The sequence below is a fragment of the Mycolicibacterium vulneris genome (genome assembly GCF_002104765.1).
Taxonomy (GTDB): Bacteria; Actinomycetota; Actinomycetes; order Mycobacteriales; family Mycobacteriaceae; genus Mycobacterium; species Mycobacterium vulneris.
Genome location: NZ_NCXM01000001.1, coordinates 151077 through 176390, shown reverse-complemented (window position 1 = coordinate 176390; position 25314 = coordinate 151077). Strand labels below are relative to the sequence as shown.

Here is a 25314-nt window from a genome sequence, read left to right as displayed (position 1 = left end):
AGACATGACCCTAGAACCTCCAAAAACCCTTCACTGATCTGACGTTGGTCAACCTTGAGAAGTTCATCCCCGCTCACCCGTTCGCCAGGGCGCGGTCCGCGAGCGCACCCATCAGCGGTGCCACCAACTGCGCGTATTCGGTTGTCACATGGTTGTCGTCGCGGAACACCAGGGTGTTGCCGACGACGATGGGGCAGCGGTCGGGGGTGCAGAACATGTCGGTCAAATCGGCGTAGTGGCCGCCGCTGCGGGCCGTCGCCGCCTGCTCGGCGGCGATCCCGTCGCCGTCTACCGCCGCGGGTTTGGTTGGCGTACAAGCGTTCACGTCATCGAGGTGGGCGGATAGGCACGTCGGCGCGGACGAATGCGGGTCGGGGGCGGGCCCCAGTACCAGGACGGTCGCTCCGGTGGCGCGCACCTGCGCCACGGTGCGTCCCAGGGAGTCGATCCACGCCGGGTCGTAGGAGGTGAAGCCGAAGTCCCCGCCGTAGCGCCGACTCATGTCCAGCACGATCAGCCGCGGGTGTTCGGCGTTCATCCGGCCCATGATCTGGGTGCGCCACTGTTCGCACTCGACGTACTCGCGGCCCAGATACGGGCTGGTGATGTGCAGGTCCTGCAGCGGGCAGGTCACTTTGGCCAGCGTCTCCAGCCGCCAGTGCCGCTGCTCGGCGAGCTGCTCGAAGGCCGGATTCCACATGGCGGCGTGCGAGTCGCCGATCAGGGCGACGGTGGTCGGCGAGGCGGTGTCGCCCGTCGCGCACTCGCTTTGTCCGACGTCGCGCCAGGAGCGTACGCAGCCGTTGACGAACACGGTGGCCTTGTCGGCGGGCGCCTTGTCCAGCGGTGGGTCCAGGTTCGACGGGACGGCTCGCAGGCCGACGGCCGCCGCGAGCGCCACGCGCGCCTGGTCGAACGCCTGACGCACCGCCGCCTCCTGCGGGGTGACGGCGGGGACGTTGGCCGGGGGCGTCGTAATGATGTTGGCGCGCGGGGCGGCCACCCCGTGGCCGACCGGGGCCGGGATCACGTTGAGCAGCAGCATGCATGCGCACGCGGTGGCGGCACTGGCGCCGCCCGCCACGGCCAGGCTGACTTTCGCCGACCGGCGCAGCGCCGCGGCGAAGCGGCCCGGGTTCTCCACCAGGTGCAGGGTGATGACGGCGAACCCGGCGGAGACGGCCGTGGCGCTGAGCCTGGCCGGCAGCCCCGCGGGCTCGCCGAGCAGCGCGGGCATCAGCAGCAGCACCGGCCAGTGCCACAGGTACCACGAATACGAGATCCGGCCGATGGCGCGCATCCCCGGCCGGCACAGCAGGCGACCGGGCCCGAGCCCGCCGGTGACCGCGCCGCCGCCGATGATCAGCGCGGTGCCCAGCACCGGCAGCAGCGCCTCGGTGCCGGGATACGGGGTGTGGGAGTTGAGTTGGGTGCAGGTCAGCAGGATCAACGCGAGGCCACCCCAGCCGGCGATCGACGCGGTTCGCAGCGACAGCCGGCGCCACTGCTGCAGCGACAGGGCCACCAGGCCACCGGCAGCCAGTTCCCAGGCGCGGGTCGGCAGCGAGAAGAACGCCCACGACGGCGAGGTTCGGGTCCACAGTGCGCCGGCCGTCAACGACGCCGCGGCGACCACCGCGAGTACCACCGCATGCGGGGTCGCGCGCGTCGCGGCCCCGCGAAGGTGGGGGATGCGCCGGACCGACCAGGCGACGGCGATGATCAGCACCGGCCACACCAGGTAGAACTGTTCTTCCACCCCCAGCGACCAGTAGTGCTGGAACGGCGACGGGGCGTCGGAAGCCAGGTAGTCGGTGCCCCGCTGCGCGAACCGGTAGTTGCCGACGTAGAGCGCGCTGGCGATGCCGTCGAGGAACACGCTGCGCGCCTGCAGCGGGGGCAGCACCGCGGCCGCACCGATCGCGGTAATGGTGCCGACGATGGCCGCGGCCGGCAGCAGCCGCCGGGCGCGGGCACCGTAAAACCGGCCCAGCCGAACGGTATTCGTGGTGCTCGCCTCGCGAAAGAGCAGCCCGGTGATGAGGAAGCCGGAGATGACGAAAAAGACGTCCACGCCGATGTAGCCGCCGGTGATTCCGGGGATGCCCGCGTGGTAGAGCACGACCGCGATCACCGCAACGGCACGCAGCCCCTCGATGTCGGGCCGGAATCCGCTTCGGGAAGTCCGCCGCTCCACGACGTTTGGGCTGCCGGCGACTGATTCCTCCCGAAGTGTCATCTGCGTGGGCTAGGTCGCCATCCAGGCCAGTTCACCGGGCAGTTGGCTGCGCCAGTAGGCGACGTCGTGTCCGCCGAGAGAGAAGCTGCCCGCCGGTTGGGTCTTCAGCTGGTAGACGAATTGCTTTGTGGCGAAATAGAAACGGTCGAAGTTGCCGCAGTCCACGCGCAGCGGAATCGCATTCAGCGCCGGCAGGCCCAGCACGCTGTTCTGCACGAAGTCGTCGTTGCTGTCGAAAGCACCCGGCGCACTCAGCGGATAGGAGGTGTACAGCGCCGGGCTGATCGCGCAGATGCCGGCGGTCCGTGCCGGCCCCAGCTTGGCGCCCAGGCGAAGCGCCCCGTATCCGCCCATCGACCACCCCATGAAACCGACCCGGGAGGTGTCGAAGCCCATGGTGGACAGCATCGGCAGCAGCTCGTCGAGCACCATGGCACCGGAGTCCTCGCCGGAAGTCCTTTTGTGCCAGTACGTGTTGCCGCCGTCGACGCCGACCACCGCGAACGGCGGCTTGCCCTCCTTGGCCAGTTGGGCCAGCCCGTCCGGGACGCCCATGTCGAGCATCTGGTTGGCATCCCCGTCCACGCCGTGCAGTGCGATCACCGGACGCAGCGAGCCGGTCTGGCCCGGCGGCATGGCGATCACGTAGTTGGTCTTGATCCCCCCGCGGGCCGCCGACACGAACGACCCGGTGAGCCGGGTCGGCAGGGCCTTGCCCGCCGTCGGCGGTTCGAACGGCGCGGGCGCCTGCGGCAGCGTCGCGGCGCGCGAGGCGGCCGGAGCCAGCAGGGAGCTGAAGGTGAGCACGCCGGCGGCTCCGAGGCTGGCACCGGCGCCCATCCGGAGCACCGCTCGGCGTGTGAGGTCAGGCATGATCGCAATAATGCCGCGCTGAGCGGGGATTACCCGCCGAGCCACGCCGTATTGGAAGCATTGTGTGATCTGACGTGATCTTCCGGTGCCGAAGCGGTGATCTTTTCGGCCGTCCGGCCCGTCGCCCAGTGCGGCCGGCGCCGGCGCCGAGTTGCGGTATCGCACGAGATCGTGATCATCGTAGCGCCGAATCCGCCGGTTGCCGCCGCCCGAATTATTGCGATCGTATTGCCTTCTGGGACAGCGGGAGACGCGGTGCTGCCAGCCGCCCGCCCGTCGCCTCGCCGTTGCGGCCCGGCGCGCGCGGCCGGCGGCTCCGGCGGTGCAGGCGGTGTCCGGCCGGGGATGCAATCTCGCAGGTTTCAACCCTCCCTCGCCGGCGCCGACTTCAGCAGGATGGAGTCCCTGTGCACAGGGGCGAAAGCGGAGCGAAAGAGGATTGTGAATTGAGTCTCGCGTTTCATTGGTTTCTGCCGACCTACGGCGATTCGCGGAATCTGGTCGCGGGCGGACACGGTACCGCCATGTCCGGCGACCGGCCGGCCACGCTGAAGTATCTGCACCAGATCTGCACGGCCGCCGAGGACAACGGTTTCGAAGCCGTCCTCACGCCCACCGGATTGTGGTGTGAGGACGCGTGGTTGACGACGGCGATGCTGGTCGAATCGACCGAGACGCTGAAGTTCTTGGTTGCGTTTCGTCCCGGGATGCTGAGTCCGACCCTGGCCGCGCAGATGGCCGGCACGTTCCAGCGGCACTCGGAGGGGCGGCTGCTGCTCAATGTCGTCACCGGCGGCGAACCGCACGAGCAACGGGCCTACGGGGACTTCCTGGACAAGGAGGCGCGCTACGCCCGCACCGCCGAATTCTTGCACGTGGTGCGCCAGCTGTGGACCTCTAGGGAGCCGGTTAGCTTTGCGGGAGAACACATTCAAGTTGAGGGCGCCCAGCTGAATAACCCGCCCGACCCGATCCCGGCGGTGTTCTTCGGCGGGTCGTCGGCAGCCGCCGGACCGGTGGCGGCCAAGCACTCCGACGTGTATCTCACCTGGGGCGAGCCGCCGACCGCGGTCGCCAAGAAGCTCGACTGGGTCCGCGGACTGGCCGTCGATGCCGGCCGCATCCTGCAGTACGGCTTGCGGATTCACGTGATCAGCCGCGACACGGCCGCCGAGGCGTGGGCCGAGGCCGACCGGTTGCTGGCCGCGATCGACCCGGCCGACGTCGAGCGGGTGCAGGCCAGCCTGGCGCGCAGCGAATCCGAAGGCCAGCGCCGCATGCTGGACCTGCACGGCGGCAACAGCAGTAAACTGCTGGTCGCGCCCAACCTGTGGGCCGGGGTGGGCCTGGTTCGCGGGGGAGCGGGCACGGCCCTCGTCGGCTCGCACGCCGAGGTCGCCGAGCGGCTGGCCGAATACGCCAAACTGGGCATCAGCCACTTCATCTTGTCGGGATATCCGCATCTGGAAGAGGCCTACTGGTTCGGTGAGGGCGTCCTGCCGCTGCTCGAACGGATGGGCTTGTGGCGGCACCCCAACCGCCAATCGCACCCGGCAGCGGCGACGCCGTTCGCGGTCGCCTCGGCGCACTGACGGCCATGGCAGCGACCTTGCCCGCCGCCGCGCCCGACGCCGGGATTGCGGTGCCCGACGCGGTCGACGAATCCGCCGAGCAGCAGCGCCGGCGGTTGCGCATCGTCGTCGCGGCGAGCCTGCTGGGCACCACGGTCGAGTGGTACGACTTCTTCCTGTACGCCACCGCGGCCGGCCTGGTGTTCAACAAGGTGTTCTTTCCCAACGAGACTTCTTTGGTGGGAACACTATTGGCGTTCGCGACCTTCGCCGTCGGGTTCGTCATGCGGCCCATCGGCGGCCTGGTGTTCGGCCACATCGGCGACCGGATCGGTCGCAAGCGCAGCCTGGCGCTGACCATGCTCATCATGGGCGGCGCGACGGCACTGATCGGGGTATTGCCCACGGCCGCGCAGATCGGCGCCTGGGCGCCGGTGCTGCTGCTGGTCCTGCGGGTACTGCAGGGTTTCGCGCTCGGCGGCGAGTGGGGCGGGGCGGTGCTGCTGGCCGTCGAACACAGCCCCGGTGACCGGCGCGGCCGCTTCGGGGCGATCCCGCAAATCGGTTTGGCGCTGGGCCTGGCCCTGGGCACCGGCATATTCGCTTCCCTGCAAGTCGTTTTGGGGCCGGCGCGGTTCCTCTCCTACGGCTGGCGCATCGGCTTCCTGCTGAGTCTGTTGCTGGTCGTGATCGGCATCCTGGTCCGGCTACGGGTCGACGAGACACCGGCGTTCCGCGAACTGCAGGACCTGCAGGCCGCGTCCACCGTGCCGATCCGCGACATCGTCCGTGAGCCGCGGTCGCGGCGCAACACCGTGCTGGGCCTGCTGTCGCGGTGGGCGGAGGGCTCGGCATTCAACACCTGGGGTGTTTTCGCCATCAGTTACGCCACGGGCGCCCTGGGGCTGAATCGGGTGTCGGTGCTGGTGGTGGTGACCATCGCCGCGCTGGTGATGGCGGTGCTACTGCCGGTGTCGGGCCGACTGACCGAGCGCTTCGGTGCGCGGCGGGTGTATCTGGCCGGCATCGCTTGCTACGGCCTGGCGGCCTTTCCGGCGTTCGCCCTTTTCGGCACCAAGGACCTGGTGTGGTTCGGGCTGGCGATGATCGTCGTGTTCGGCGCGGTGCACGCGCTGTTCTACGGCGCACAGGGCACGCTGTACTCCGCGCTGTATCCCACGAACACGCGCTACACGGGATTGTCGTTCGTCTACCAGGTCTCGGGCATCTACGCCTCCGGGGTCACCCCGATGATCTTGACCGCGCTGATAGCGCTCGGCGGCGCGCCGTGGCTGGCGTGCGGGTATCTGGTTGCGACAGCGGTCATCAGTGTGATCGCCACGGCCCTGATCCGCGATCGCGACCTGTACCTTTAGGCCACGCCGCTTGGCATCTGGGTCACCGATGTGCTGTGGTAACAAGCGTGGTCCGGAATGGCTAGCAATCCACAACTGCGCCAAGGACTGTCGCAGCGGCAGCTCAGCATGATCGCCCTCGGCGGCGTGATCGGCGCCGGCCTGTTCGTCGGGTCCGGTGTGGTGATCAAGGACACCGGCCCGGCCGCGTTCCTCACCTACGCCCTCTGCGGCCTGCTGATAGTCCTGGTGATGCGGATGCTGGGCGAGATGGCGGCCGCCAACCCGTCGACCGGATCGTTCGCCGACTACGCGGCCAAGGCCCTGGGCGGCTGGGCGGGATTCTCGGCCGCCTGGCTGTATTGGTACTTCTGGGTGATCGTGGTGGGCTTCGAGGCGGTCGCCGGGGGCAAGGTGCTCAACTACTGGTTCCATGCGCCGCTGTGGCTGCTGTCGCTGTGCCTGATGCTGTTGATGACCGCGACCAATCTGTTCTCGGTGTCGTCCTTCGGCGAATTCGAATTCTGGTTCGCCGGAATCAAAGTCGCGACGATCGTGATCTTTTTGGCGGTGGGGACGGCCTACGTCGTGGGATTGGTGCCGGGCCATCATGGCGGTCTGGCCAATTTGGGCGCGCACGGCGGATTCTTTCCGCACGGGGTCGGCGCGGTGTTCGCCGCCATCGTGGTGGTGATCTTCTCCATGGTGGGCGCCGAGATCGTCACCGTCGCGGCCGCCGAAAGCCGCCACCCCGAGCTCGCGGTGCAGAAGGCCACCCGGTCGGTCGTGGCCCGCATCGGGATCTTCTTCGTCGGTTCGGTCTTCCTGCTCGTGGTGCTGTTGCCCTGGGACTCCGTCGAACTCGGCGCCTCGCCGTACGTGGCCGCGCTCAAACACATGGGGCTTTCCGGCGCCGATCAGGTGATGAACGCCGTCGTCCTGACCGCGGTGCTGTCCTGCCTCAACTCCGGTCTCTACACCGCGTCGCGCATGCTGTTCGTGCTCGCCGAGCGGGGCGAGGCGCCGACGCGGCTGGTCAAACTGAGCGGGCGCGGCGTTCCCCACTTCGCGATCTTGTGTTCGTCGGCGGTCGGGTTCGGATGCGTCATCATGGCGCGGGTCGCGCCCAACACGGTGTTCCTCTTCCTGCTCAACTCATCCGGCGCCATCATATTGTTCGTCTATTGGCTGATCGCCCTGTCGCAGATCATCCTGCGCCGCCGCACACCGGCGGAAAAACTGACGGTGAAGATGTGGTTCTACCCGGTGCTGTCGATTCTCACGCTGACCGGAATCACCGCCGTGCTGGTGCAAATGGCGTTCGATCACACGGCGCGCAGCCAGCTCTGGCTCAGCCTGCTGTCCTGGGCGGTGGTGATCGGGCTGTACTTCCTCGCGCGATCGCGCGGCCGTGTCGGCGCGGTCTCGCGAGAATAGGTCTCTTTCCGGATTACCCCGCGTGCGCCCCGGTGCGCGTCCTCAGCAGGCCGAGCCGCTGCAGATCGGTGACGTAATTGTCGATCAGGGCCTCGGTCACGTGCGGGACGTCCTTATCGCTGCCGATGCCCGCGGATTGCACTGCCGCACAGAACTTATCGGCGGGCATGCCGGTGCCGTGCGTCGGCTCACCGGGCTTCGCATATTCATCAGCGGCAGCAGGGAGCTCTTGCGGCTTCTCCGGCAGCGCCTCCATCGCCTCGGTGAATCTGGCCAGCCACTGCCGGTAGTCGTCGATGCGCTCGATCTTGTGCCCGTCGGCGATGAGCCAGTCGACGAAGGTGTCCAGGGCGACGCCGTCGTCGTGGGTGTTGAGCACGTTGTAGGTGTGGTACCCCTGCCGGGCGCGGGCCTCGAGGGTGGTGATGGCCTCGGCGGTGAAATCGGCTGGCAGCCCGTCGTAATGGGCCCGCTGCGGGTTGCCGTACGCATCGAGTTGATAGAACGAGCGCGGTGCGATCCCGGTGGCGGCCAGGCTCAGGATCAGGCGAGTGAACATGTCGGGCACGTTGAGCTGGCCGGCGAAGTTGCTGTGCGCCAGGATCATGTCGGACCGGAACACCGCCACCGGCACCCCGCACAGGTCGTGGGCCTCGCGCAGCAGCACCTCGCGCGCCCATTTACTCGTCGCGTAGCCGCTGGCATACCACTCGTCGAGGGACCGCCACGGGCTCGCCGATCGCACGTCGACGTCCTCGCCGATGAAGTTGCCGTCCGGCAGCGCGGTCACCGCGACGGTGGAGATGTAGTTGATCGGCTTGAACCGCTTGGTGATTGCGAGTTTGACGATCTCGGCGGTGCCCACCACGTTGGGCCCGAACAGCTGGCTGTAGGGGCAGCACATGCTTGACCAGGGCGGCCGAATGTACGACGAGGTCCACCGACTCGGCGAGGCGCTGGTAGGTGGGCGTGTCCAGGCCGAGATTGGGCGCTCCCACGTCGCCGACGAGCACCCGCAGATTCTTGTCGGCCAATCGCCGGAAGCGCTCGGACAGTTCGGTGTCACCGCTGTCGATCGCGGCCTCGATGCGCTGACGCCCGGCGGTCGGGTCGGCGCCGCGGGCCACCGGGGCGCCGCGGCCGCCCAGTCAGCTCCATCGGCTTTCGATCGCTTTGATCAGCGCGGTCAGGGTCGCGTTCACCGGCGCCGCGACACCGACCCGGGCGCCCTGGCGCGGGACCGCGCCGTTGATGACGTCGATCTCGCTGACCCGGTGCGCCTCGTGGTCCAGCAGCGCCGACGGTTTGGCATAGGGCATCTGTGCGCCGAAGGCGCGCACGTGTTCGACCGCATCGGTGACGGCGACCGCGATGCCCGACGCTCGCGCGACCGTCCACGCCTCCGTCGCAGCAGCCTGGCTGACCGGTGCCACGTCCGGGTCGTTCATCACCTGGCCGACGGTCATGCCGGTCAGCGCGCACGGTGCGCTGTAGGCGGCGTTGCAGATCAGCTTCTCCCATTGCATGGCGGCGATGTCGGTGGCCGCGGCCGCATCGAATCCGGCGTCGCGCCAAGCCCGCGCGATCGACTCGACCGTGGCGAGCGGCAGCGACGAGTAGGCGCCGAACCGCATCGCTTTCATGGCGTTGTGGCGGACATGCCCGGGGGCCACGGTCGCCGCGCCGAATCCGCTGGCGATTCCGACCGCGACCCGCTCCTCGCCGACGATGCCCGCGACGGTGTCCGCCGATCCCAGGCCGTTCTGGATGGTCAGCACAGGGGTGGTGGCACCGAGCATCGAAAGGGCTTGTCGCGCAGCCATTGTCACGTCGGCCGCCTTCACGGCGAGCACGATCAGATCCATCGCCTCGTCCGGCGCGGTGGTGTTCGCCCGCAGCGGCACCACCCGGTCGTAGCCCGGACCGGTGACTCGCAGCCCGTGTTGGGCGATCTGATCGATGCCCGGCTGGTAGCGATCGACGGCCAGCACGTCGTTGCCCGCGGCGGCCAGCCTGGCGGCATAGATGGAACCCATTGCACCGCAGCCGATTACCGCGATCTTCATCCCCGCCCTCTCCCGTCGGTCAGCTCGACGATCAGTTCGGCCAGGCCGGTCTTCTGCTCGAGCCCGAAGCCCGCGGCGTCGGTCGGCCAGATCCGGCCCGCCGACAGCGCGCAGGCATCGGGGTAGCCGCCGAACGGCGCGAACACACCGGGGTAGGCCTCGCAGCCGCCCAGGCCCAGCCCCGCCGCGACGTGCAGGTTGATCAGATGACCGCCGTGCGGAAAGGCGAAGCGGCGGTCGAAGCCGTGACACGCCGCGACGTCGAGCATCCGGATGTATTCGGTCAACCCGTAGCTCAGGCCCGGATCCATCTGGAACACATCATGATTGGGTCGCATCCCGCCGTACCGCATCAGATTGGTCGCATCCGGCACCGAGAACAGGTTCTCGCCGGTGGCCACCGCACCGTCATAGCACTCCGTCACCGCCCGGTTCAGCGCGTAATCCAGAGGGTCGCCCGGCTCTTCGTACCAGCGCAGGCCGTAGGGGGCCAGCGCGCCCGCCCAACGGGTGGACTCGGCCCGGTCGAACCGGCCGTTCGCGTCGACCGCGACCCGTTTGGCGTCGCCGACGACGTCGATGACGGCCTCGATTCGCGCGAGGTCCTCGCCCAGCGCCGCGCCGCCGATCTTCATCTTGACCGCGTCATAACCCGCGTCGAGGTATCCCCGCATTTCCGCGCGCAGCGAATCGACCCCGCCGTCGGCGTAGTAGTAGCCGCCGGCGGCGTACACCGGAACCGACGCTGCGGGCTCTCGTCCGGCATGTCGGGCGATGGTCGCGCAGGCGGGCTCGTCGCGCAGTTTGGCGTTCAGGTCCCAGCAGGCCAGTTCGAGCGCGGCCGCGGCCGCCGCCCGGTCGCCATGTCCGCCGGGCTTCTCATCGGTGAGCGCGCACGCCAAAACCGCGGCGGGATCGACGTATCCGGACGCATCCAGCAGGGTGTCGGGGGACGCGGCCAGCACGCGCGGGACCATCCGGTCGCGCAGGATCCCGCTCTGGGCGAACCGGCCGATCGAATCGAAAGCCACGCCCACCACGGGCCGTCCGTGCCGGATCACGTCGGTGATCACCGCGACCAGCGAGACCGTGTGGTGGGCGAAGTTCACCACCGCATTGGCGGGCCCGCCGCGTCGGCCGCCGTCCAGGCTGACCGCTCGCTCGACGATCGCCGTGATCCGCATCACCGCGTGGTCAAGGGGTCTTCGTGAGCAATACCGCTTGCTCGAAGGGCAGCCGCGCGAAAACCGTTCGCACCCTGCGTGTTACGTGCGCCGCGGCCTCGTCCTTGGTGACCACGCGCGGATCGGCGATGCCGAAGTCCTTGCCCTTGCTGCGCAGCCGCCCGCCTCCCGCGGCCTTCAGGTTCTTCAGCCAATCCCGGTCGGGCCCATAGGTCAGCAATATGGCCACCCCGGGTTTGCCGTCGACATCGGTGCTGAACACGTTGACTGGTGTGCGGTACGGCTTGCCCGAGCGGCGCCCGACATGCTCGACGATCCCGAACGGCGGGAGCCAACCGGCCCACATCCGCTGAATCGGATTGGTGACGTGACGGTTGAAGCGGGCAAGTCCTTGTGGGAATTGCATACCGCTATCCAACTCGCATGCGCCGGGTGAGGACAACCCCGCAGCCGAACACGCCGAGCATTCTCACGAGCGCGATCAGGCGGCACATCGCCGCGGAGTGCAGCGCCATTATGAAGCCGGCGTTGCACACGAGCGGGCCGCCGAAGTCGAGGAACGTGTGGTCGTCGAGGGTCTCGGTGACTGTCGCGGCGCATCGGCGGGCGGCGGACAAAGAACACGAGGCCGCGCGCCGCAACTTCATCGCGGCCAGGAAGCCGGGGAGCAGGACGCCGATTAGCCCGGGCGCCGGGTCCCCGCCGCCCCCCTTTAGCACGTTCTGCTACACCCTGTAGTGGAAGGGTCCGCGCGGGCTGGGACACTAGTCGTCATGGGAAGCAGCGATCAGGCGACCGCGCACGCCACCGGGGCCGCGCGGGCCACGGCGGCCTCTGCGCGGTTGTTCCAGGATGCCTGCGCCGTCATTCCCGGTGGGGTGAACTCGCCGGTCCGCGCGTTCAGCGCGGTGGGCGGGACGCCGCCGTTCATCACCGAGGCGCGCGGGTGCCGGCTGACCGATGCCGACGGCAACCAGTACGTGGACCTGGTCTGCTCGTGGGGGCCGATGATCCTGGGTCACGCCCACCCTGCCGTCGTCGAGGCCGTCGGCAAGGCCGCCGCCTCGGGCCTGTCGTTCGGGGCGCCCACGCCGGCCGAGAGCGAGCTGGCCGCCGAGATGATCGCGCGGGTGGCGCCGGTCGAGCGGATCCGGCTGGTCAACTCCGGCACCGAGGCGACCATGAGCGCGGTGCGGCTGGCCCGCGGCTTCACCGGCCGCGCGAAGGTCATCAAGTTCTCCGGCTGCTACCACGGCCATGTCGACGCGCTGCTCGCCGACGCGGGCTCCGGGGTGGCGACGCTGGGCCTGCCGTCCTCGCCGGGAGTCACCGGCGCGACGGCGGCCGACACGATCGTGTTGCCCTACAACGACGTCGACGCCGTCCGACAGAGCTTCGCCCGGTTCGGCGACCAGATCGCGGCGGTGATCACCGAGGCCAGCCCGGGCAACATGGGCGTGGTCCCGCCCGCGCCCGGCTACAACGCGGCGCTGCGCGCGATCACCGCCGAGCACGGCGCGCTGCTGATCATCGACGAGGTGATGACCGGCTTCCGGGTCAGCCGGAGTGGTTGGTACGGGATCGATCCTGTCGAGGCCGACCTGTTCACCTTCGGCAAGGTGATGAGCGGCGGCCTGCCGGCCGCGGCGTTCGGCGGGCGGGCCGAGGTGATGGAACGGCTGGCACCGCTGGGCCCGGTGTATCAGGCCGGCACGCTGTCGGGCAACCCGGTGGCGATGGCGGCCGGACTGGCCACGTTGCGCAACGCCGACGCCGCCGCCTATGCCACGTTGGACACCAACGCCGATCGCCTGGCCGGGCTGTTCTCCGATGCGCTCACGAATGCCGGTGTGGCGCACCAGATTCCGCGAGCCGGCAACATGCTGAGCGTGTTCTTCTCCGAAACGCCGGTGACGGACTTCGCGTCCGCGCGGGCTACCCAGACGTGGCGGTATCCGCCGTTCTTCCACGCGCTGCTGGACGCGGGTGTCTACCCGCCGTGCAGCGCCTTCGAGGCGTGGTTCGTCTCCACCGCGCTCGACGACAGCGCGTTCGACCGGATCGCCGGCGCCCTGCCCGCTGCGGCCGGGGCCGCCGCGCAGGCCGAGGAGGGGAAGTCCTGATGGCCGAGCGCACCCGGGTGCACGTCGTGCGGCACGGCGAGGTCTACAACCCGAGCGGCATCCTCTACGGGCGCCTACCCGGCTTTTCACTCTCCGACAACGGCCGCGCCCAGGCCGCCGCGGTGGCCGACGCGCTGGCCGGCCGCGACATCGTCGCGGTGATCGCCTCGCCGCTGCAGCGGGCCCAGGAGACCGCCGCCCCCATCGCCGCCAAGCACGGCCTGGCCGTGGACACCGATCCGGACCTGATCGAATCGGCCAACTTTTTCGAGGGCAAACGAGTCAGCCCGGGCGACGGCGCCTGGCGCGACCCGCGGGTGTGGTGGCAACTGCGCAACCCCTTCCGGCCGTCCTGGGGTGAGCCGTACGCCGAGATCGCGACCCGGATGCAGACGGCCGTGGACAAAGCCCGCGCCCGCGGCGCCGGCCACGAGGTGGTGTGCGTCAGCCACCAACTCCCGGTGTGGACGCTGCGGCTGCACGTGACCGGCCGGCGACTGTGGCACGACCCGCGGCGGCGGGAATGCGGGCTCGCGTCGGTGACGACCCTGGTCTACGACGGCGACCGGCTGGCCGACGTCGAGTACAGCGAACCGGCGGCGCGTTGATCGGCTGGGGACGACAGGCGATGGCCGGGGCCGTGCTGGCGGCGCTGCTCCCCGGCCTGCTTGGCTGCTCCTCCGGGCACGACGCGGTCGCCCAGGGCGGGACCTTCGAATTCGTCTCGCCCGGCGGCAAGACCGACATCTACTACGACCCGCCGTCCCGGCGCGGCCGCCCCGGCCCGCTGGCCGGACCCGACCTGGCCGACCCCGCGCACACGCTGTCGCTGGACGACCCGATCTTCGCCGGCCGGGTCGTGGTCATCAACATCTGGGGGCAGTGGTGCGGGCCGTGCCGGGCCGAGGTCACCCAGCTGCAGCAGGTGTACGACGCCACCCGCGGCGCCGGGGTGTCCTTCCTGGGCATCGACGTCCGGGACAACAACCGGCAGGCCGCGCTGGACTTCGTCAACGACCGAGAGGTGACGTTCCCGTCCATCTACGACCCGGCGATGCGCACGATGATCGCGTTCGGCGGCAAATACCCCACCACCGTGATCCCGTCCACCCTCGTCCTGGACCGCCAGCATCGGGTCGCCGCGGTCTTTTTGCGCGAATTGCTGGCGACCGACCTCAAGCCGGTGGTGCAGCGGCTGGCCGGCGAGGCCTCGCCGACCCCGGCGGGCAGGGCGGCGCCGTGACGGGCTCGGGACCGCGATGACCGGATTCACCCAGATCGCCGCCGCCGGACCGCTTCTGGTGGCGCTCGGTGCGTGCCTGCTGGCCGGTCTGGTGTCGTTCGCCTCGCCGTGCGTGGTGCCGTTGGTGCCCGGCTACCTGTCGTACCTGGCCGCCGTCGTCGGCGTGGACGAACAGCCGCCGGAAGGCGCGAACTGTGCCTTTGCGCGCCCCGCGAGGTCCGCCCGCTGGCGGGTCGCGGGATCCGCGGCGTTGTTCGTCGCGGGGTTCACCACCGTGTTCGTGCTCGGCACCGTTGCCGTCCTCGGCATGACAACCACGCTGATCACCAACCAACTGCTGCTGCAGCGGGCCGGGGGAGTGCTGACCATCGTGATGGGGCTGGTGTTCGTCGGCCTCGTCCCGGCCCTGCAACGCCAGGCCCGGTTCAGTCCACGGCAGCTGAGCACGGTCGCCGGGGCGCCGGTGCTGGGCGCGGTGTTCGCGCTGGGCTGGACGCCGTGCCTGGGGCCGACGCTGGCCGGCGTGATCACCGTCGCCTCGGCCACCGACGGCGCCAGCGTGGCGCGCGGAATCGTGCTGGTGATCGCCTACTGCCTGGGCCTGGGCATCCCGTTCGTGCTGCTGGCGTTCGGCTCGGCGGGCGCGGTCGGCGGCCTGAGCTGGCTGCGCCGGCACACCCGGGCCATCCAGATCTTCGGCGGCGTCCTGCTGATCACGGTCGGGGCGCTGCTGGTCACCGGGGTGTGGAACGACTTCATCTCCTGGCTGCGCGACGCGTTCGTGTCCGACGTGAGGTTGCCGATTTGAGGCACCTATTCGCGTGGAGCCGCAACACCTGGCGCGCGCTGACCTCGATGGGCACCGCGCTGGTGCTGTTGTTCCTGCTCGCCCTGGGCGCGATACCGGGGGCGCTGCTGCCGCAGCGCAACCTCAACGCCGGCAAGGTCGACGACTACCTGAAGGCCCACCCGGTGATCGGGCCGTGGCTGGATCGGTTGCAGGCCTTCAACGTGTTCTCCAGCTTCTGGTTCACCGCCATCTACGTGCTGCTGTTCGTGTCGCTGGTCGGCTGCCTCACCCCGCGGATGATCGAGCACGTCCGCAGCCTGCGGTCGACCCCGGTGGCCGCCCCGCGCAACCTGGCCCGGCTGCCCAAGTACGCCAGTTACCAGGTCCAGGCCGGCCCCGACGAGCTGAACGCCCTGGCCAACACGCTCGCCGAACGGCTGCGCGGCTGGCGCACCGCCATCCGGCACCAGGACGGCGCCGAGCCGGCCGATGCCGAAGTCGCGGAGGTGTCCGCCGAGAAGGGCTACCTGCGCGAGTTCGGCAACATCGTCTTCCACTTCTCGCTGCTCGGCCTGCTGGTCGCGGTGGCCGTCGGCAAGCTGTTCGGCTACGAGGGCAACGTCATCGTCATCGCCGACGGCGGTCCCGGCTTCTGCTCGGCCTCGCCGGCCGCGTTCGACTCGTTCCGGGCCGGCAACACCGTCGACGGCACCTCGCTGCACCCGCTGTGTATCCGGGTCGACGACTTCGCGGCGCACTACCTACCGTCGGGGCAGGCCACCTCGTTCGCCGCGAACATCGACTACCAGTCCGGCGAGGATCTGACCGCCAACACCTGGCGGCACTACCGGCTGGAGGTCAACCACCCGCTGCGGCTCGGCGGCGACCGGGTGTACCTGCAGGGCCACGGCTACGCGCCCACCTTCAGCGTCACCTACCCGGACGGGCAGGTCCGCAGGGCGACCGTGCAGTGGCGACCCGACAACCCGCAGACCCTGCTCTCGTCGGGTGTGGTGCGCATCGACCCGCCCGCCGGCAGCTACCCCAACGCCGCGGAGCGCCGCAACCACGAGATCGCCATCCAGGGCCTGCTGGCCCCGACCGAGCAGCTCGAAGGCACGCTGTTGTCCTCGCGCTTCCCGGCGCTGGACGCCCCGGCGGTGGCCATCGACATCTACCGCGGCGACACCGGGCTGGACACCGGGCGGCCCCAGTCGCTGTTCACCCTGGACCCCCGCCTCATCGAGCAGCACCGGCTGACCAAGGAGAAGCGGGTCAACCTGCGCGCGGGCCAGTCGGTCCGGATCGACCAGGGGCCGGCGGCCGGCACCGTGATCCGCTTCGACGGCGCCGTCCCGTTCGTCAACCTGCAGGTCTCGCACGACCCGGGCCAGACCTGGGTGCTGGTCTTCGCGATCACGATGATGGGCGGTCTGGTGGTGTCGCTGCTGGTGCGCCGCCGCCGGGTGTGGGTCCGTCTGACGCCGGACGCCGGCGGGTCGCCCGGTACGGTGAACGTCGAACTGGGTGGCCTGGCGCGCACCGACAACTCCGGTTGGGGCGACGAGTTCGAGCGGCTGTCCGAGCGGCTGGTTCTCGGCGACTCCGGCGCCGCTCGCGCCAACACACCCACCGCGTCGGACGGCGACGCGACACCCGCAGCGTCCAAGAGGAGTCCTGAGGTGGACGTCAAATGAATACCGTTCACGTCAACATCGAGCTGGCGCGCTATTCCGACTGGGCGTTCACGTCGGCCGTGGTGGCCCTCGTCATCGCGCTGCTGCTGCTGGCCTTCGAGCTGGCCTACGCCGGCGGGCGCCGCGCGGATCAGCGCGCCCGGGTGCTGGCCGGTGCCGTCAGCGCCGACTCCGTCACCCCCGGCGTCGTGGAAGAGGCGAGCCAGCGCCCGGTCGACGAGCGTGTCGGCCGGGCCGGGCTGTCCGTGGTGTACCTGGGTATCGGGCTGCTGCTGGCCTGCCTGGTGCTGCGCGGCCTGGCCACCCTGCGCGTGCCCTGGGGCAACATGTACGAATTCATCAACCTGACCTGCCTGTGCGGGTTGATCGCCGGGGCGGTCGTGCTGCGCCGCCCGCAATACCGCCCGCTGTGGGTGTTCCTGCTGCTGCCGGTCCTGATCCTGCTCACGGTGTCCGGACGCTGGCTGTACACCAACGCCGCGCCGGTGATGCCCGCGCTGCAGTCCTACTGGCTGCCCATCCACGTGTCGGTGGTCAGCCTGGGATCGGGCGTCTTCCTGGTCGCCGGCATCGCCAGCATCCTGTTCCTGCTGCGGACGTCACCGCTAGGAGACCCCGACCGCACCGAGCACAGCGCGTTAAGCCGGCTGGTGCAGCGGTTCCCCGACGCGCAGACCCTGGACCGCATCGCATATCGGACGACGATTTTCGCCTTTCCGGTGTTCGGTTTCGGCGTCATTTTCGGGGCCATCTGGGCCGAAGAGGCCTGGGGCAGATATTGGGGCTGGGATCCCAAAGAGACTGTGTCATTTGTCGCCTGGGTGATCTACGCCGCGTATCTGCACGCCAGGTCGACGGCGGGATGGCGGGACAGAAAAGCCGCCTGGATCAATGTCGCAGGGTTTGTGGCCATGGTCTTCAATTTGTTCTTCGTTAACCTGGTCACTGTGGGCCTGCATTCTTATGCGGGCGTCGGGTGACGGTGCACAACCGGCCCGGATAACGCACAACACGGGAAAAGCACAACAAGGGGGAGTGCAGTGACCGAGCATCCGACGTCGGGCGTGGGGTCGCCCGAACAACCGACCACGCAGATACCTCCACAGCCAGCGTCGGCGGCGGACCAGCAGGAGGGCGCGGAGCCGAGGGCCCACTCGGGTGGCGACGACGCACCCACCCGCGCCTTCGCCGGATTCCGCACCGAACGCCGCGTCCCCGGACCCGAGCGCCAGCAGGCCGCGCCGCCCACGGCGCCCAGGCCCGGTGGCATGCCGCCGTGGGACCCCACGCCCATGACCGGCATCCCACGCGTCGACCCGACCGCGTATGGCGCCTACTACGACGGTCAGGATGCGCCGCCCACTCAGCTGCGGGGGGCCCCGCACCAGCAGCGTCCCGAGCACCTGCCGCACACGCCGTACCCGGAGCTGTCCACCGGCATGCTGCTGCGCCCGGTCGCCCCGCCGCCATCGGATGGCTGGCGATTGCTGCTGTTCAAGCTGTCCGGCGGCCTGATCAACCTGGGCGAGAGCCCGCGGGCCACCCGGTACAACAACCTGGTCGCCCAGGTGAACCGGCCCCTGCGGGGTTCCTACCGGGTGGCGTTCCTGTCGCTCAAGGGCGGCGTCGGCAAGACCACGATCGCCGCGACGCTGGGCGCCACCTTCGCCTCCATCCGCGGTGACCGGGTGGTAGCCGTGGACGCCAACCCCGACCGCGGCACGCTGAGCCAGAAGATCCCGCTGGAGACGGCGGCGACGGTGCGCCAGCTGCTGCACGACGCCGGCACCATCGAGCGCTACAGCGACGTGCGCCGCTACACCTCCAAGGGGCCGAGCGGTCTCGAGGTGTTGGCCTCCGAAACGGATCCCGGCATCTCGGACGCGTTCAGCGCCGAGGACTACGCGCGGATCCTGGACATCCTGGAACGGTTCTACGGTCTGGTGCTCACCGACTGCGGGCCCGGCCTGCTGCACTCGGTGATGAGCTCGGTGCTGGACAAGGCCGACGCACTGGTCGTGGTCAGCTCGGCGTCCATCGACGGCGCGCGCAGCGCCTCGGCGACGCTGGACTGGCTGGACGCCCACGGTCACGAGGACCTGGTCCGCAATTCCATCGCGGTGATCAATGGGGTGAAGCCCCGCCCGGGCAAGGTCGACATGAACAAGGTGATCGACCACTTCTCCCGGCGCTGCCGCGCGGTCCAGCTGGTGCCGTTCGACCCGCACCTGGAAGAGGGCGCCGAGATCGAACTGGACCGGCTGCGCCGCGGGACGCGCGAAGCGCTCACCGAGTTGGCCGCCATCGTCGCCGACGGGTTCCCCGGCGACCAGCACAACCCGGGAGTGCTCGGCTAGCCAGCCCGGCGGTCGCAAGCGCGGCGAAGCCGGGCGCGGTGGGCCGCCGCCATCGAGTCAGCGCGGCGGTCGCAAGCGCGGCGAAGCCGGGCGCGGTGGGCCGCCGCCATCGAGCTAGCGCGGGTTGTTGTCGCCGTGACCCAACCGCCGCAAGAAGTCTGGATCGTCGTCGGGTCCGATGACGCGCGTCTTCGGCCGGTGGGCCTGCGACCGCGCCGCACGCCAGCCGACGTAGATCAGCGTCCCCAAAATCACGACGAGCAGCAGGTAGAGCACCAAACACCTCCTTGGGGCGAATATACCCGCGCCGTAGGCTCAGGCTGTGTCACAAGAAGCTAGCGACGACAGCACCGGCGGCACGGAGAACCACGCCGATGACGAGGGCACCGCGCAACGAACCGGAAGCCGGGTCACCGTCCACGTTGCCGCGTACATGGCGGCGCGGGTGCTGCTGGCGGCGGCGCTCACCGGCGTGATCTGCGGTGTCGCGCGCCTGGCGGGCATCACGCAGTTCCCGATCGTGGTGGCCGTGCTGTTCGCCTTGATCATCGCGATGCCGCTGGGCATCTGGATGTTCGCCCCGCTGCGCCGCCGCGCCACCGCCGCGCTCGCGATCGCCGGGGAGCGACGCCGCCGGGAGCGCGAACTGCTCCAGGCCCGACTGCACGGGGACCCCGCTCCCGACGAGGGCGGGGACCAAGAATCAGGGCGCGGTTAGCCGTTCGGCAGCCGCACGACCTGGGCGGCGTAGCTCAGGCCCGCGCCGTAACCGAGCAGCAGGGCCAGATCGCCGGCCTTGGCCGCGCCGGTTGCCAGCGCTTCGGCCATGGCCAGGGGGATGGACGCGGCCGAGGTGTTTCCGGTGTGCTCGATGTCGTTGGCGACGACCGCATCCGGGCGCAGATCGAGGCTCTTGGCCAGCACCTCGTTGATCCGGCTGTTGGCCTGGTGCGGCAGGAACACGTCGATCTCGTCGGGCCGGACGCCCGCGGCGTCCATCGCCTGCCGGCCCACCTTGCCCATCTCGAACGCCGCCCAACGGAAGACGGCGCTGCCCTCCAGCCGCAGAAACGGGCGTGGGCCGGTGGGATTCTCCAGGTAGTCGAGCCAGTCGATGTCCTGGCGGATGGCGTTGGCCTGGTTGCCGTCGCTGCCCCAGACGGTCGGGCCGATGCCCTGGTCAGGTGTCTCGCCGACCACCACGCCGGCGGCGCCGTCGGCGAAGATGAAGCAGTTGCTGCGGTCCTGCATGTCGATGGTGGGGGACAGTTTCTCCGAGCCCAGGACCAGCACCTTGGCGGCGGTCCCACCGCGAATCATGTCGGCCGCGACGCCGAGCGCGTAGCCGAACCCGGCGCATCCGGCCGAGATGTCGAACGCGGGCACCCCGGTGGCGCTTAGTGCCGCCGCGACCGCCGGGGCGCACGCGGGGGTCTGCAGCAGGTGGGTGCTGGTGGCGACGATGACGCAATCGATGTCGGATGCCTGCAGTGCGGCCTTGGCAATCGCCTCCCGTCCGGCCTCGGTGGCCATGGAGGCGGCGGATTCGTCGCGCGCGGCGAATCGGCGGGTTTTGATCCCGGTCCGCGAGTAGATCCATTCGTCGGACGAGTCGATGTTCTCGCAGAGCTCGTCGTTGGTGACGACCCGTTCGGGCCGGTATGACCCCACGCTGAGCAAGCCGATGTTGTTGGGCCCGCTGGTCGCGGCAATCTGCTTCATTGCGGTCCTTCGCTATCGCCCGAGCCGACGCAAAAGTACCCCAAACGGGGCGCCCTCGGAGGCCTTTGCCTGCACTATAGGCAACCCGCGCCCGGCCCTTAGGTAGCCAGCGCCAACGCCGCGGCCACCGCGACCGCCCACACCACCATCGCCAGCCCGGTATCGCGCAGCACGGGGATCAGCTCCGGGCCGCCGCGACCCGATCGGACCGGGGCCGCCGCCCGCAGGGCCAGCGGCGTCGCCACCAATCCGGCGGCGCACCACGGGGTTGCCAGCATCAGCACCAGTGTCAACACGCCGGCGGTCCCCAGCAGCGCCTGGTACAGGATCCGGGTGCGGGCGTCGCCCAGCCGCACCGCCAGCGTGACCTTTCCCGAGTGCGCGTCGGTCGGGATGTCCCGCAGGTTGTTGGCCACCAGCACAGACGACGACAGCGCCCCGATCGACACCGCCAGCACCAGGCCCACCCAGTCGATCCGCAGCGCCTGGGTGTACTGGGTGCCCAGCACCGCGACGAGCCCGAAGAACAGGAACACCGCGACCTCGCCAAAACCGGCGTAGCCGTAGGGTTTCGACCCGCCGGTGTAGAGCCACGCCCCGGCGATGCAGGCCGCTCCCACCGCGATCAGCCACGGCGCGCTGAACAGCGCCAGCGCGAGCCCGGCGAGCGCGCCGACGGTCAGGCTGGCGACCGCGGCGGCCAGCACCGCCCGCGGCGCGGCCAGCCGCGAGCCGACCAGGCGCACCGGGCCGGCCCGGTCGTCGTCGGTGCCGCGGATGCCGTCGGAGTAGTCGTTGGCGTAGTTGACGCCGATGGTCAGCGCGAGCGCGACGGCCAGCGCCAGCATCGCCTTCCACCACACCGCGGAATGCAGCCACGCGGCCGCACCGGTCCCTGCGACAACCGGCGCCACCGCGTTGGGCAACGTCCGCGGCCGCGCACCGGAAACCCACTGCCCGAAATTGGCCACACGAACATCCTGCCAGGATGCGGGGCGTCGATCCCCGGGCCCCGCACCCGCGATCACGCCGGCCGCATGCACCACAATGGTCGGATGCTCGGAGTCATCGGCGGCAGCGGCTTCTACACCTTCTTCGGATCCGACTCCCGCGACGTCGCCGTCGACACCCCGTACGGGCCGCCCAGCGCCCCGGTCACCGTCGGCGCCGTCGGCGACCACGAGGTGGCGTTCCTGCCCCGCCACGGCGCCAAGCACGAATTCTCCGCGCACACCGTGCCGTATCGCGCCAACATGTGGGCGCTGCGCACGCTCGGCGTGCGGCGGGTGCTCGCGCCGTGCGCGGTCGGCAGCCTCATGCCCGAACTTGGGCCGGGCACCGTCGTGGTGCCCGACCAGCTCGTCGACCGCACCCGGGGCCGCGCCGACACCTACTTCGACTCCGGCGGCATCCACGTCGACTTCGCCGACCCGTACTGCCCGACGCTGCGGGAGGCGGTGACCGGCCTGCCCGACGTGGTTGACGGCGGCACCATGGTGGTGATCCAGGGGCCGCGCTTTTCCACCCGCGCCGAGAGCCGGTGGTTCGCCTCCGCCGGGTTCTCGTTGGTCAACATGACCGGCTATCCGGAGGCGGCGCTGGCCCGCGAGCTCGAAATGTGCTATGCGGCAATCGCTTTGGTGACCGACCTGGATGCCGGTGTGAGCGCTGGGGAGGGCGTGAAGACCGTCGACGTGTTCGCCGAATTCGAGAAGAACATCAATGTGTTCAAAACCCTGGTCGGCCGGGCCATCGGCCGGATCGCCGCCGACCGCACCTGCACGCACTGCCTGCCGCACGCCGGGGTCACCCTGCCCATCGAGCTGCCGTGAGGGTGCTGCTGACCGGGGCGGCCGGCTTCATCGGTTCGCGGGTGGATGCCGCGCTGCGCGCTGTGGGTCACGACGTGGTAGCCGTCGACGCGTTGCTGCCCGCCGCACACGGCCCAAACCCGGTGCTGCCGCAGGGATGTCACCGCGTCGACGTGCGCGATGCCGACGCGCTCGCCCCGCTGCTGGCCGGCGTGGACGTGGTGTGCCATCAGGCGGCGATGGTGGGGGCGGGTGTGGACGCCGCCGACGCCCCCGCCTACGGCGGGCACAACGACCTGGCCACCACGGTCCTGCTGGCGCAGATGTTCGCCGCCGGGGTGCGGCGCCTGGTGCTGGCTTCGTCGATGGTGGTGTACGGCCAGGGGCGCTATCAGTGCGAACAACACGGACCCGTGGATCCGCTGCCGCGGCGCCGCGCGGACCTCGACGCCGGGATCTTCGAGCACCGGTGCCCGGACGGCGGGGAGGAGCTGCAGTGGCGCCTCGTCGACGAGGACGCCTGCCTGCGGCCCCGAAGCCTGTACGCCGCCAGCAAGACGGCCCAGGAGCATTACGCGCTGGCCTGGTCGGAGGCCACCGGTGGTTCGGTGGTGGCGCTGCGCTACCACAACGTCTACGGCCCCGGCATGCCGCGCGACACCCCCTACTCCGGGGTGGCGGCGATCTTCCGGTCGGCGCTGGAAAAAGGTGACCCGCCAAAGGTTTTCGAGGACGGCGGGCAGATGCGCGACTTCGTCCACGTCGACGACGTGGCCGCCGCCAACGTCGCGGCGGCACAGTTGAGCGAGGGTTTCACCGCGGTCAATGTCTGCTCGGGACAACCTATTTCGATCGCGGAGGTGGCCGGCGTGCTGTGCGACGCGCGCGGCGCTTCGTTGTCCCCGGTGGTCACCGGGCAGTACCGCAGCGGCGACGTGCGCCACATCGTCGCCGACCCGTCGCGGGCCGCCCAGGTGCTCGGTTTCCGGGCGGCGGTCGCACCGGGCGATGGGCTGCGCGAGTTCGCGTTCGCGCCCCTTCGCTAACCCTGCGGGGGGCGGTAGATCTGCGGCTTCTGCGCGGGCATCTGGCGCGTGCCGGAGTCGTCGCCGCGGAAGATCCTGGGCCCATTGGCCAGCGGCGGTATCTCCGTGGTGGGCGGTTCGTGGTCCCCGCCGGGGACGCCGGCCGGGATGCGGGTGGTCGCCGCGGCCGACGGGACCGCGCCGTGGCCCACCGGGACCCGGGTGGTGGTTGCCGCCGCATTCGCCGCCGCGGCGCGCCTGCGGGCGGCGCGACGGGCGAGCCGTCGACCGCTCAGATGCCCGGTGACGATGGCCGCCACCAGGATGCCCAGGGCCAGGCCGCACAGCGTCACGTCGAAGGTGCTGGTGATCTGCTGGGCCAGGTTGTTGCCGTAGACCGGATGCAGCGCAGGCGAATTGGGCGAGTCTTCGAACCGTGGCGCCAGCTCGAGGCCGACGACGACGCGGGCGACGCTGAGCGTGGCGACCAGCCCGCACAGCGACGTGACCATTCTCGCCGAGAGGGTGGCCAGCCTGTGGCGCAGCCAGATCGCCAGCACCGCGGTGGCCAGATCGAACGCGGCCAGCACGATGCTGGAGTACCGGGAGAACGGGTAGTTCAGGATCACGCCGACGACGAGGTCGGTGATCCGCATCGCCATTGACCCCACGGACCAAACGGCGATGAGCAGCAAGCCATTTCGGATCATCCCGCGCCACGCGGACTCCTCCGTCGGTGAGGTGTTCCGGTGACCGAACAGGGCCCGCGGCGCGAATAGCGCCGCGCCGGCCGCCCACGCCAGGTAGCCCTCGAACCCGACACCGGCGGTGGACGTGTTCTGCGCGATGCCGTGGAACGCGTCGATGTCACGACCGACGGGCAGGAACCACACCAGGACCCCGGCGGCCAGCGTCGACGCGCCGAGCGCGACGGTCGTCAGCTGGCTCTCCCGCGCGCTGCGCAGCAGCCACCGCGAGGCGACCAGCACAGCGATCAGCGCCACCACGCCGTACACCACAGCGGTCACGATCACGGCGATGTTCTGCTTGCCGAATTCCTCGGCGCCGCCGGTGCTTTGCAGCGCGTACCGCAGCCGCCAGTACAGGTTGAAACCGAAGCTGAGCACCGCCGCGAGCATCGACAGCGAGCCGATGACCCGCGCCGACCTGTGCCACCCGGTGGACTCGTCCCCGGCCGGAACCGGTCCGGCAAGCGCGCCTGCCGGCACCGCCTGGGCGCTCAACAGCGAGCCGGCGATCCCGGCCCAGGCGCCCGGCCCGACTCCGCCCGGCACGTTGACGGTGCCACCGAAGCGGACGGTCTCGTACGCGTCGAACACGACGAAGGCCAGCACCAGCAGCAGGTAGGGGACATTGAGCGCCAGGCGAAGCCGGGCGGCCCGCCGGGGGTTGAACCGTGCGCCGGCCGACCGCCACGAACCGGCGACCACGACTGGGACGACGGCCAGCACCGTCACCGCGATCAACACCCCGAACAGGATCGTGCTGCTGCCCGGGATCCCGACGCCGAAGTAGAGGTTCCACGGCAGGAACACCGCGAGGACCAGCAGCGCCACCGCGGTCAGGTCACCGACGACGTGCCGGTGCCGCTGCGTTCCGGCGGCCGCCGGTACCCCGCCGCCCGTGGCGTGCGGGCGGATGATGCGCGGCGCCGGTGCCTGCTGCGTCTGACCGCGGATGGGACCGGTCGGCGTCTCGTCGCTGCTCTGGCTCACCATGCCCCCCGGGATTCAAGGACGGATATTCTTGGCGCAGTTTCGGGTGTTCGGCGAGGGATTACCCCGCCGGGTGCAATGCACT

The 25314-nt window shown here is 70.1% G+C and carries 24 protein-coding genes and 1 pseudogene; 13 read left to right on the top strand and 12 right to left on the bottom strand.

The features are described from left to right. Window positions 1–73: 73 nt before the first annotated feature. Together B8W69_RS00785 and B8W69_RS00780 are read right to left on the bottom strand one after the other, a co-directional pair. Window positions 74–2197: an acyltransferase family protein gene (locus tag B8W69_RS00785; RefSeq protein ID WP_085288065.1), complete on the bottom strand. Its 2124-nt coding sequence runs from the start codon at window positions 2195–2197 to the stop codon at window positions 74–76. Window positions 2198–2248: 51 nt separating this feature from the next. After that, window positions 2249–3112, bottom strand: coding sequence for an alpha/beta hydrolase (locus tag B8W69_RS00780; protein ID WP_281255191.1), 864 nt, complete (start codon window positions 3110–3112; stop codon window positions 2249–2251). 446 nt (window positions 3113–3558) lie between these two features. Here B8W69_RS00780 and B8W69_RS00775 point away from each other — a divergent pair, with 446 nt between their 5' ends. From B8W69_RS00775 to B8W69_RS00765, 3 genes are read left to right on the top strand one after another with little or no spacing between them, the layout of a single operon-like run. Further along, the gene (locus B8W69_RS00775) at window positions 3559–4704 is read left to right on the top strand and encodes an LLM class flavin-dependent oxidoreductase (protein WP_085288064.1); all 1146 of its coding nucleotides are present in this window, start codon (window positions 3559–3561) and stop codon (window positions 4702–4704) included. A gap of 5 nt (window positions 4705–4709) precedes the next feature. Continuing rightward, window positions 4710–6059: an MFS transporter gene (locus B8W69_RS00770; RefSeq protein ID WP_085288315.1), complete on the top strand. Its 1350-nt coding sequence runs from the start codon at window positions 4710–4712 to the stop codon at window positions 6057–6059. A 57-nt stretch (window positions 6060–6116) separates the two neighbouring features. Beyond that, window positions 6117–7475, top strand: a complete 1359-nt coding sequence (locus B8W69_RS00765) for an amino acid permease (RefSeq protein ID WP_085288063.1) — start codon at window positions 6117–6119, stop codon at window positions 7473–7475. 13 nt (window positions 7476–7488) lie between these two features. Here B8W69_RS00765 and B8W69_RS00760 read toward each other — a convergent pair whose 3' ends face one another. The 6 genes and pseudogenes from B8W69_RS00760 to B8W69_RS32150 form a co-directional block, all read right to left on the bottom strand. Next, entirely contained in the window at window positions 7489–8379 is an 891-nt protein-coding gene (locus tag B8W69_RS00760) for an SDR family oxidoreductase (protein WP_439330575.1), read from the bottom strand. 52 nt (window positions 8380–8431) lie between these two features. Continuing rightward, a pseudogene (locus B8W69_RS32155) lies at window positions 8432–8602 on the bottom strand (SDR family oxidoreductase); the annotation flags it as partial. 21 nt (window positions 8603–8623) lie between these two features. After that, a complete protein-coding gene (locus B8W69_RS00755) occupies window positions 8624–9631 on the bottom strand; it encodes a ketopantoate reductase family protein (RefSeq protein WP_500684392.1) in 1008 nt (335 codons plus the stop codon). Beyond that, a complete protein-coding gene (locus B8W69_RS00750) occupies window positions 9538–10725 on the bottom strand; it encodes an enolase C-terminal domain-like protein (RefSeq protein ID WP_165762526.1) in 1188 nt (395 codons plus the stop codon). Before B8W69_RS00750 ends, B8W69_RS00755 begins: the two co-directional genes overlap by 94 nt. Window positions 10726–10735: 10 nt before the next feature. After that, the gene (locus tag B8W69_RS00745) at window positions 10736–11131 is read right to left on the bottom strand and encodes a nitroreductase family deazaflavin-dependent oxidoreductase (RefSeq protein ID WP_085288060.1); all 396 of its coding nucleotides are present in this window, start codon (window positions 11129–11131) and stop codon (window positions 10736–10738) included. Between the two features lie 4 nt (window positions 11132–11135). Beyond that, on the bottom strand, window positions 11136–11444 hold the full coding sequence (locus B8W69_RS32150) for a hypothetical protein (RefSeq protein WP_181447303.1): 309 nt from the start codon (window positions 11442–11444) through the stop codon (window positions 11136–11138). 54 nt (window positions 11445–11498) lie between these two features. On the opposite strand from B8W69_RS32150, the gene hemL reads away from it, so the two are divergent. The 7 genes from hemL to B8W69_RS00705 are packed head-to-tail and all read left to right on the top strand — an operon-like array spanning window position 11499 to window position 18935. Next, window positions 11499–12848 carry a glutamate-1-semialdehyde 2,1-aminomutase gene (hemL, locus tag B8W69_RS00735; RefSeq protein ID WP_085288059.1) on the top strand — a complete coding sequence of 450 codons (1350 nt, stop codon included), beginning with the start codon at window positions 11499–11501 and terminating at the stop codon, window positions 12846–12848. Beyond that, window positions 12848–13456 carry a histidine phosphatase family protein gene (locus B8W69_RS00730; protein WP_085288058.1) on the top strand — a complete coding sequence of 203 codons (609 nt, stop codon included), beginning with the start codon at window positions 12848–12850 and terminating at the stop codon, window positions 13454–13456. The genes hemL and B8W69_RS00730 overlap by 1 nt, the downstream gene beginning before the upstream one ends. A 20-nt stretch (window positions 13457–13476) precedes the next feature. Then, window positions 13477–14091 (top strand): TlpA disulfide reductase family protein, encoded by a 615-nt coding sequence (locus B8W69_RS00725; RefSeq protein WP_085288057.1) that lies wholly within the window; start codon window positions 13477–13479, stop codon window positions 14089–14091. 16 nt (window positions 14092–14107) lie between these two features. Then, window positions 14108–14899, top strand: a complete 792-nt coding sequence (locus B8W69_RS00720) for a cytochrome c biogenesis CcdA family protein (RefSeq protein WP_085288056.1) — start codon at window positions 14108–14110, stop codon at window positions 14897–14899. A 47-nt stretch (window positions 14900–14946) separates the two neighbouring features. Continuing rightward, window positions 14947–16578, top strand: coding sequence for a cytochrome c biogenesis protein ResB (locus B8W69_RS00715; RefSeq protein ID WP_085288055.1), 1632 nt, complete (start codon window positions 14947–14949; stop codon window positions 16576–16578). Beyond that, a complete protein-coding gene (ccsB, locus tag B8W69_RS00710; RefSeq protein WP_085288054.1) occupies window positions 16575–17558 on the top strand; it encodes a c-type cytochrome biogenesis protein CcsB in 984 nt (327 codons plus the stop codon). The genes B8W69_RS00715 and ccsB overlap by 4 nt, the downstream gene beginning before the upstream one ends. Before the next feature lie 60 nt (window positions 17559–17618). After that, a complete protein-coding gene (locus B8W69_RS00705; RefSeq protein ID WP_085288053.1) occupies window positions 17619–18935 on the top strand; it encodes a MinD/ParA family ATP-binding protein in 1317 nt (438 codons plus the stop codon). 114 nt (window positions 18936–19049) lie between these two features. Here B8W69_RS00705 and B8W69_RS29710 read toward each other — a convergent pair whose 3' ends face one another. After that, window positions 19050–19211 carry a hypothetical protein gene (locus B8W69_RS29710; RefSeq protein WP_085977768.1) on the bottom strand — a complete coding sequence of 54 codons (162 nt, stop codon included), beginning with the start codon at window positions 19209–19211 and terminating at the stop codon, window positions 19050–19052. Between the two features lie 46 nt (window positions 19212–19257). Here B8W69_RS29710 and B8W69_RS00700 point away from each other — a divergent pair, with 46 nt between their 5' ends. Continuing rightward, a complete protein-coding gene (locus tag B8W69_RS00700) occupies window positions 19258–19653 on the top strand; it encodes a DUF4229 domain-containing protein (RefSeq protein ID WP_085288052.1) in 396 nt (131 codons plus the stop codon). Here the strand turns inward: B8W69_RS00700 and B8W69_RS00695 are convergent. Then, complete coding sequence (locus B8W69_RS00695; RefSeq protein WP_085288051.1) at window positions 19650–20657, bottom strand: beta-ketoacyl-ACP synthase III; 1008 nt, start codon at window positions 20655–20657, stop codon at window positions 19650–19652. The two genes, B8W69_RS00700 and B8W69_RS00695, sit on opposite strands and share 4 nt — an antisense overlap. A 98-nt stretch (window positions 20658–20755) precedes the next feature. Then, window positions 20756–21628 (bottom strand): 1,4-dihydroxy-2-naphthoate polyprenyltransferase, encoded by an 873-nt coding sequence (locus tag B8W69_RS00690; RefSeq protein ID WP_085288050.1) that lies wholly within the window; start codon window positions 21626–21628, stop codon window positions 20756–20758. Between the two features lie 84 nt (window positions 21629–21712). Here B8W69_RS00690 and B8W69_RS00685 point away from each other — a divergent pair, with 84 nt between their 5' ends. Both B8W69_RS00685 and B8W69_RS00680 read left to right on the top strand, forming a co-directional pair. Next, window positions 21713–22489 (top strand): S-methyl-5'-thioadenosine phosphorylase, encoded by a 777-nt coding sequence (locus B8W69_RS00685; RefSeq protein ID WP_245843017.1) that lies wholly within the window; start codon window positions 21713–21715, stop codon window positions 22487–22489. Then, entirely contained in the window at window positions 22486–23514 is a 1029-nt protein-coding gene (locus B8W69_RS00680) for an NAD-dependent epimerase/dehydratase family protein (RefSeq protein ID WP_085288048.1), read from the top strand. The genes B8W69_RS00685 and B8W69_RS00680 overlap by 4 nt, the downstream gene beginning before the upstream one ends. Here the strand turns inward: B8W69_RS00680 and B8W69_RS00675 are convergent. Then, a complete protein-coding gene (locus B8W69_RS00675; protein WP_085288047.1) occupies window positions 23511–25232 on the bottom strand; it encodes a DUF7937 domain-containing protein in 1722 nt (573 codons plus the stop codon). The two genes, B8W69_RS00680 and B8W69_RS00675, sit on opposite strands and share 4 nt — an antisense overlap. Window positions 25233–25314 lie beyond the last annotated feature (82 nt).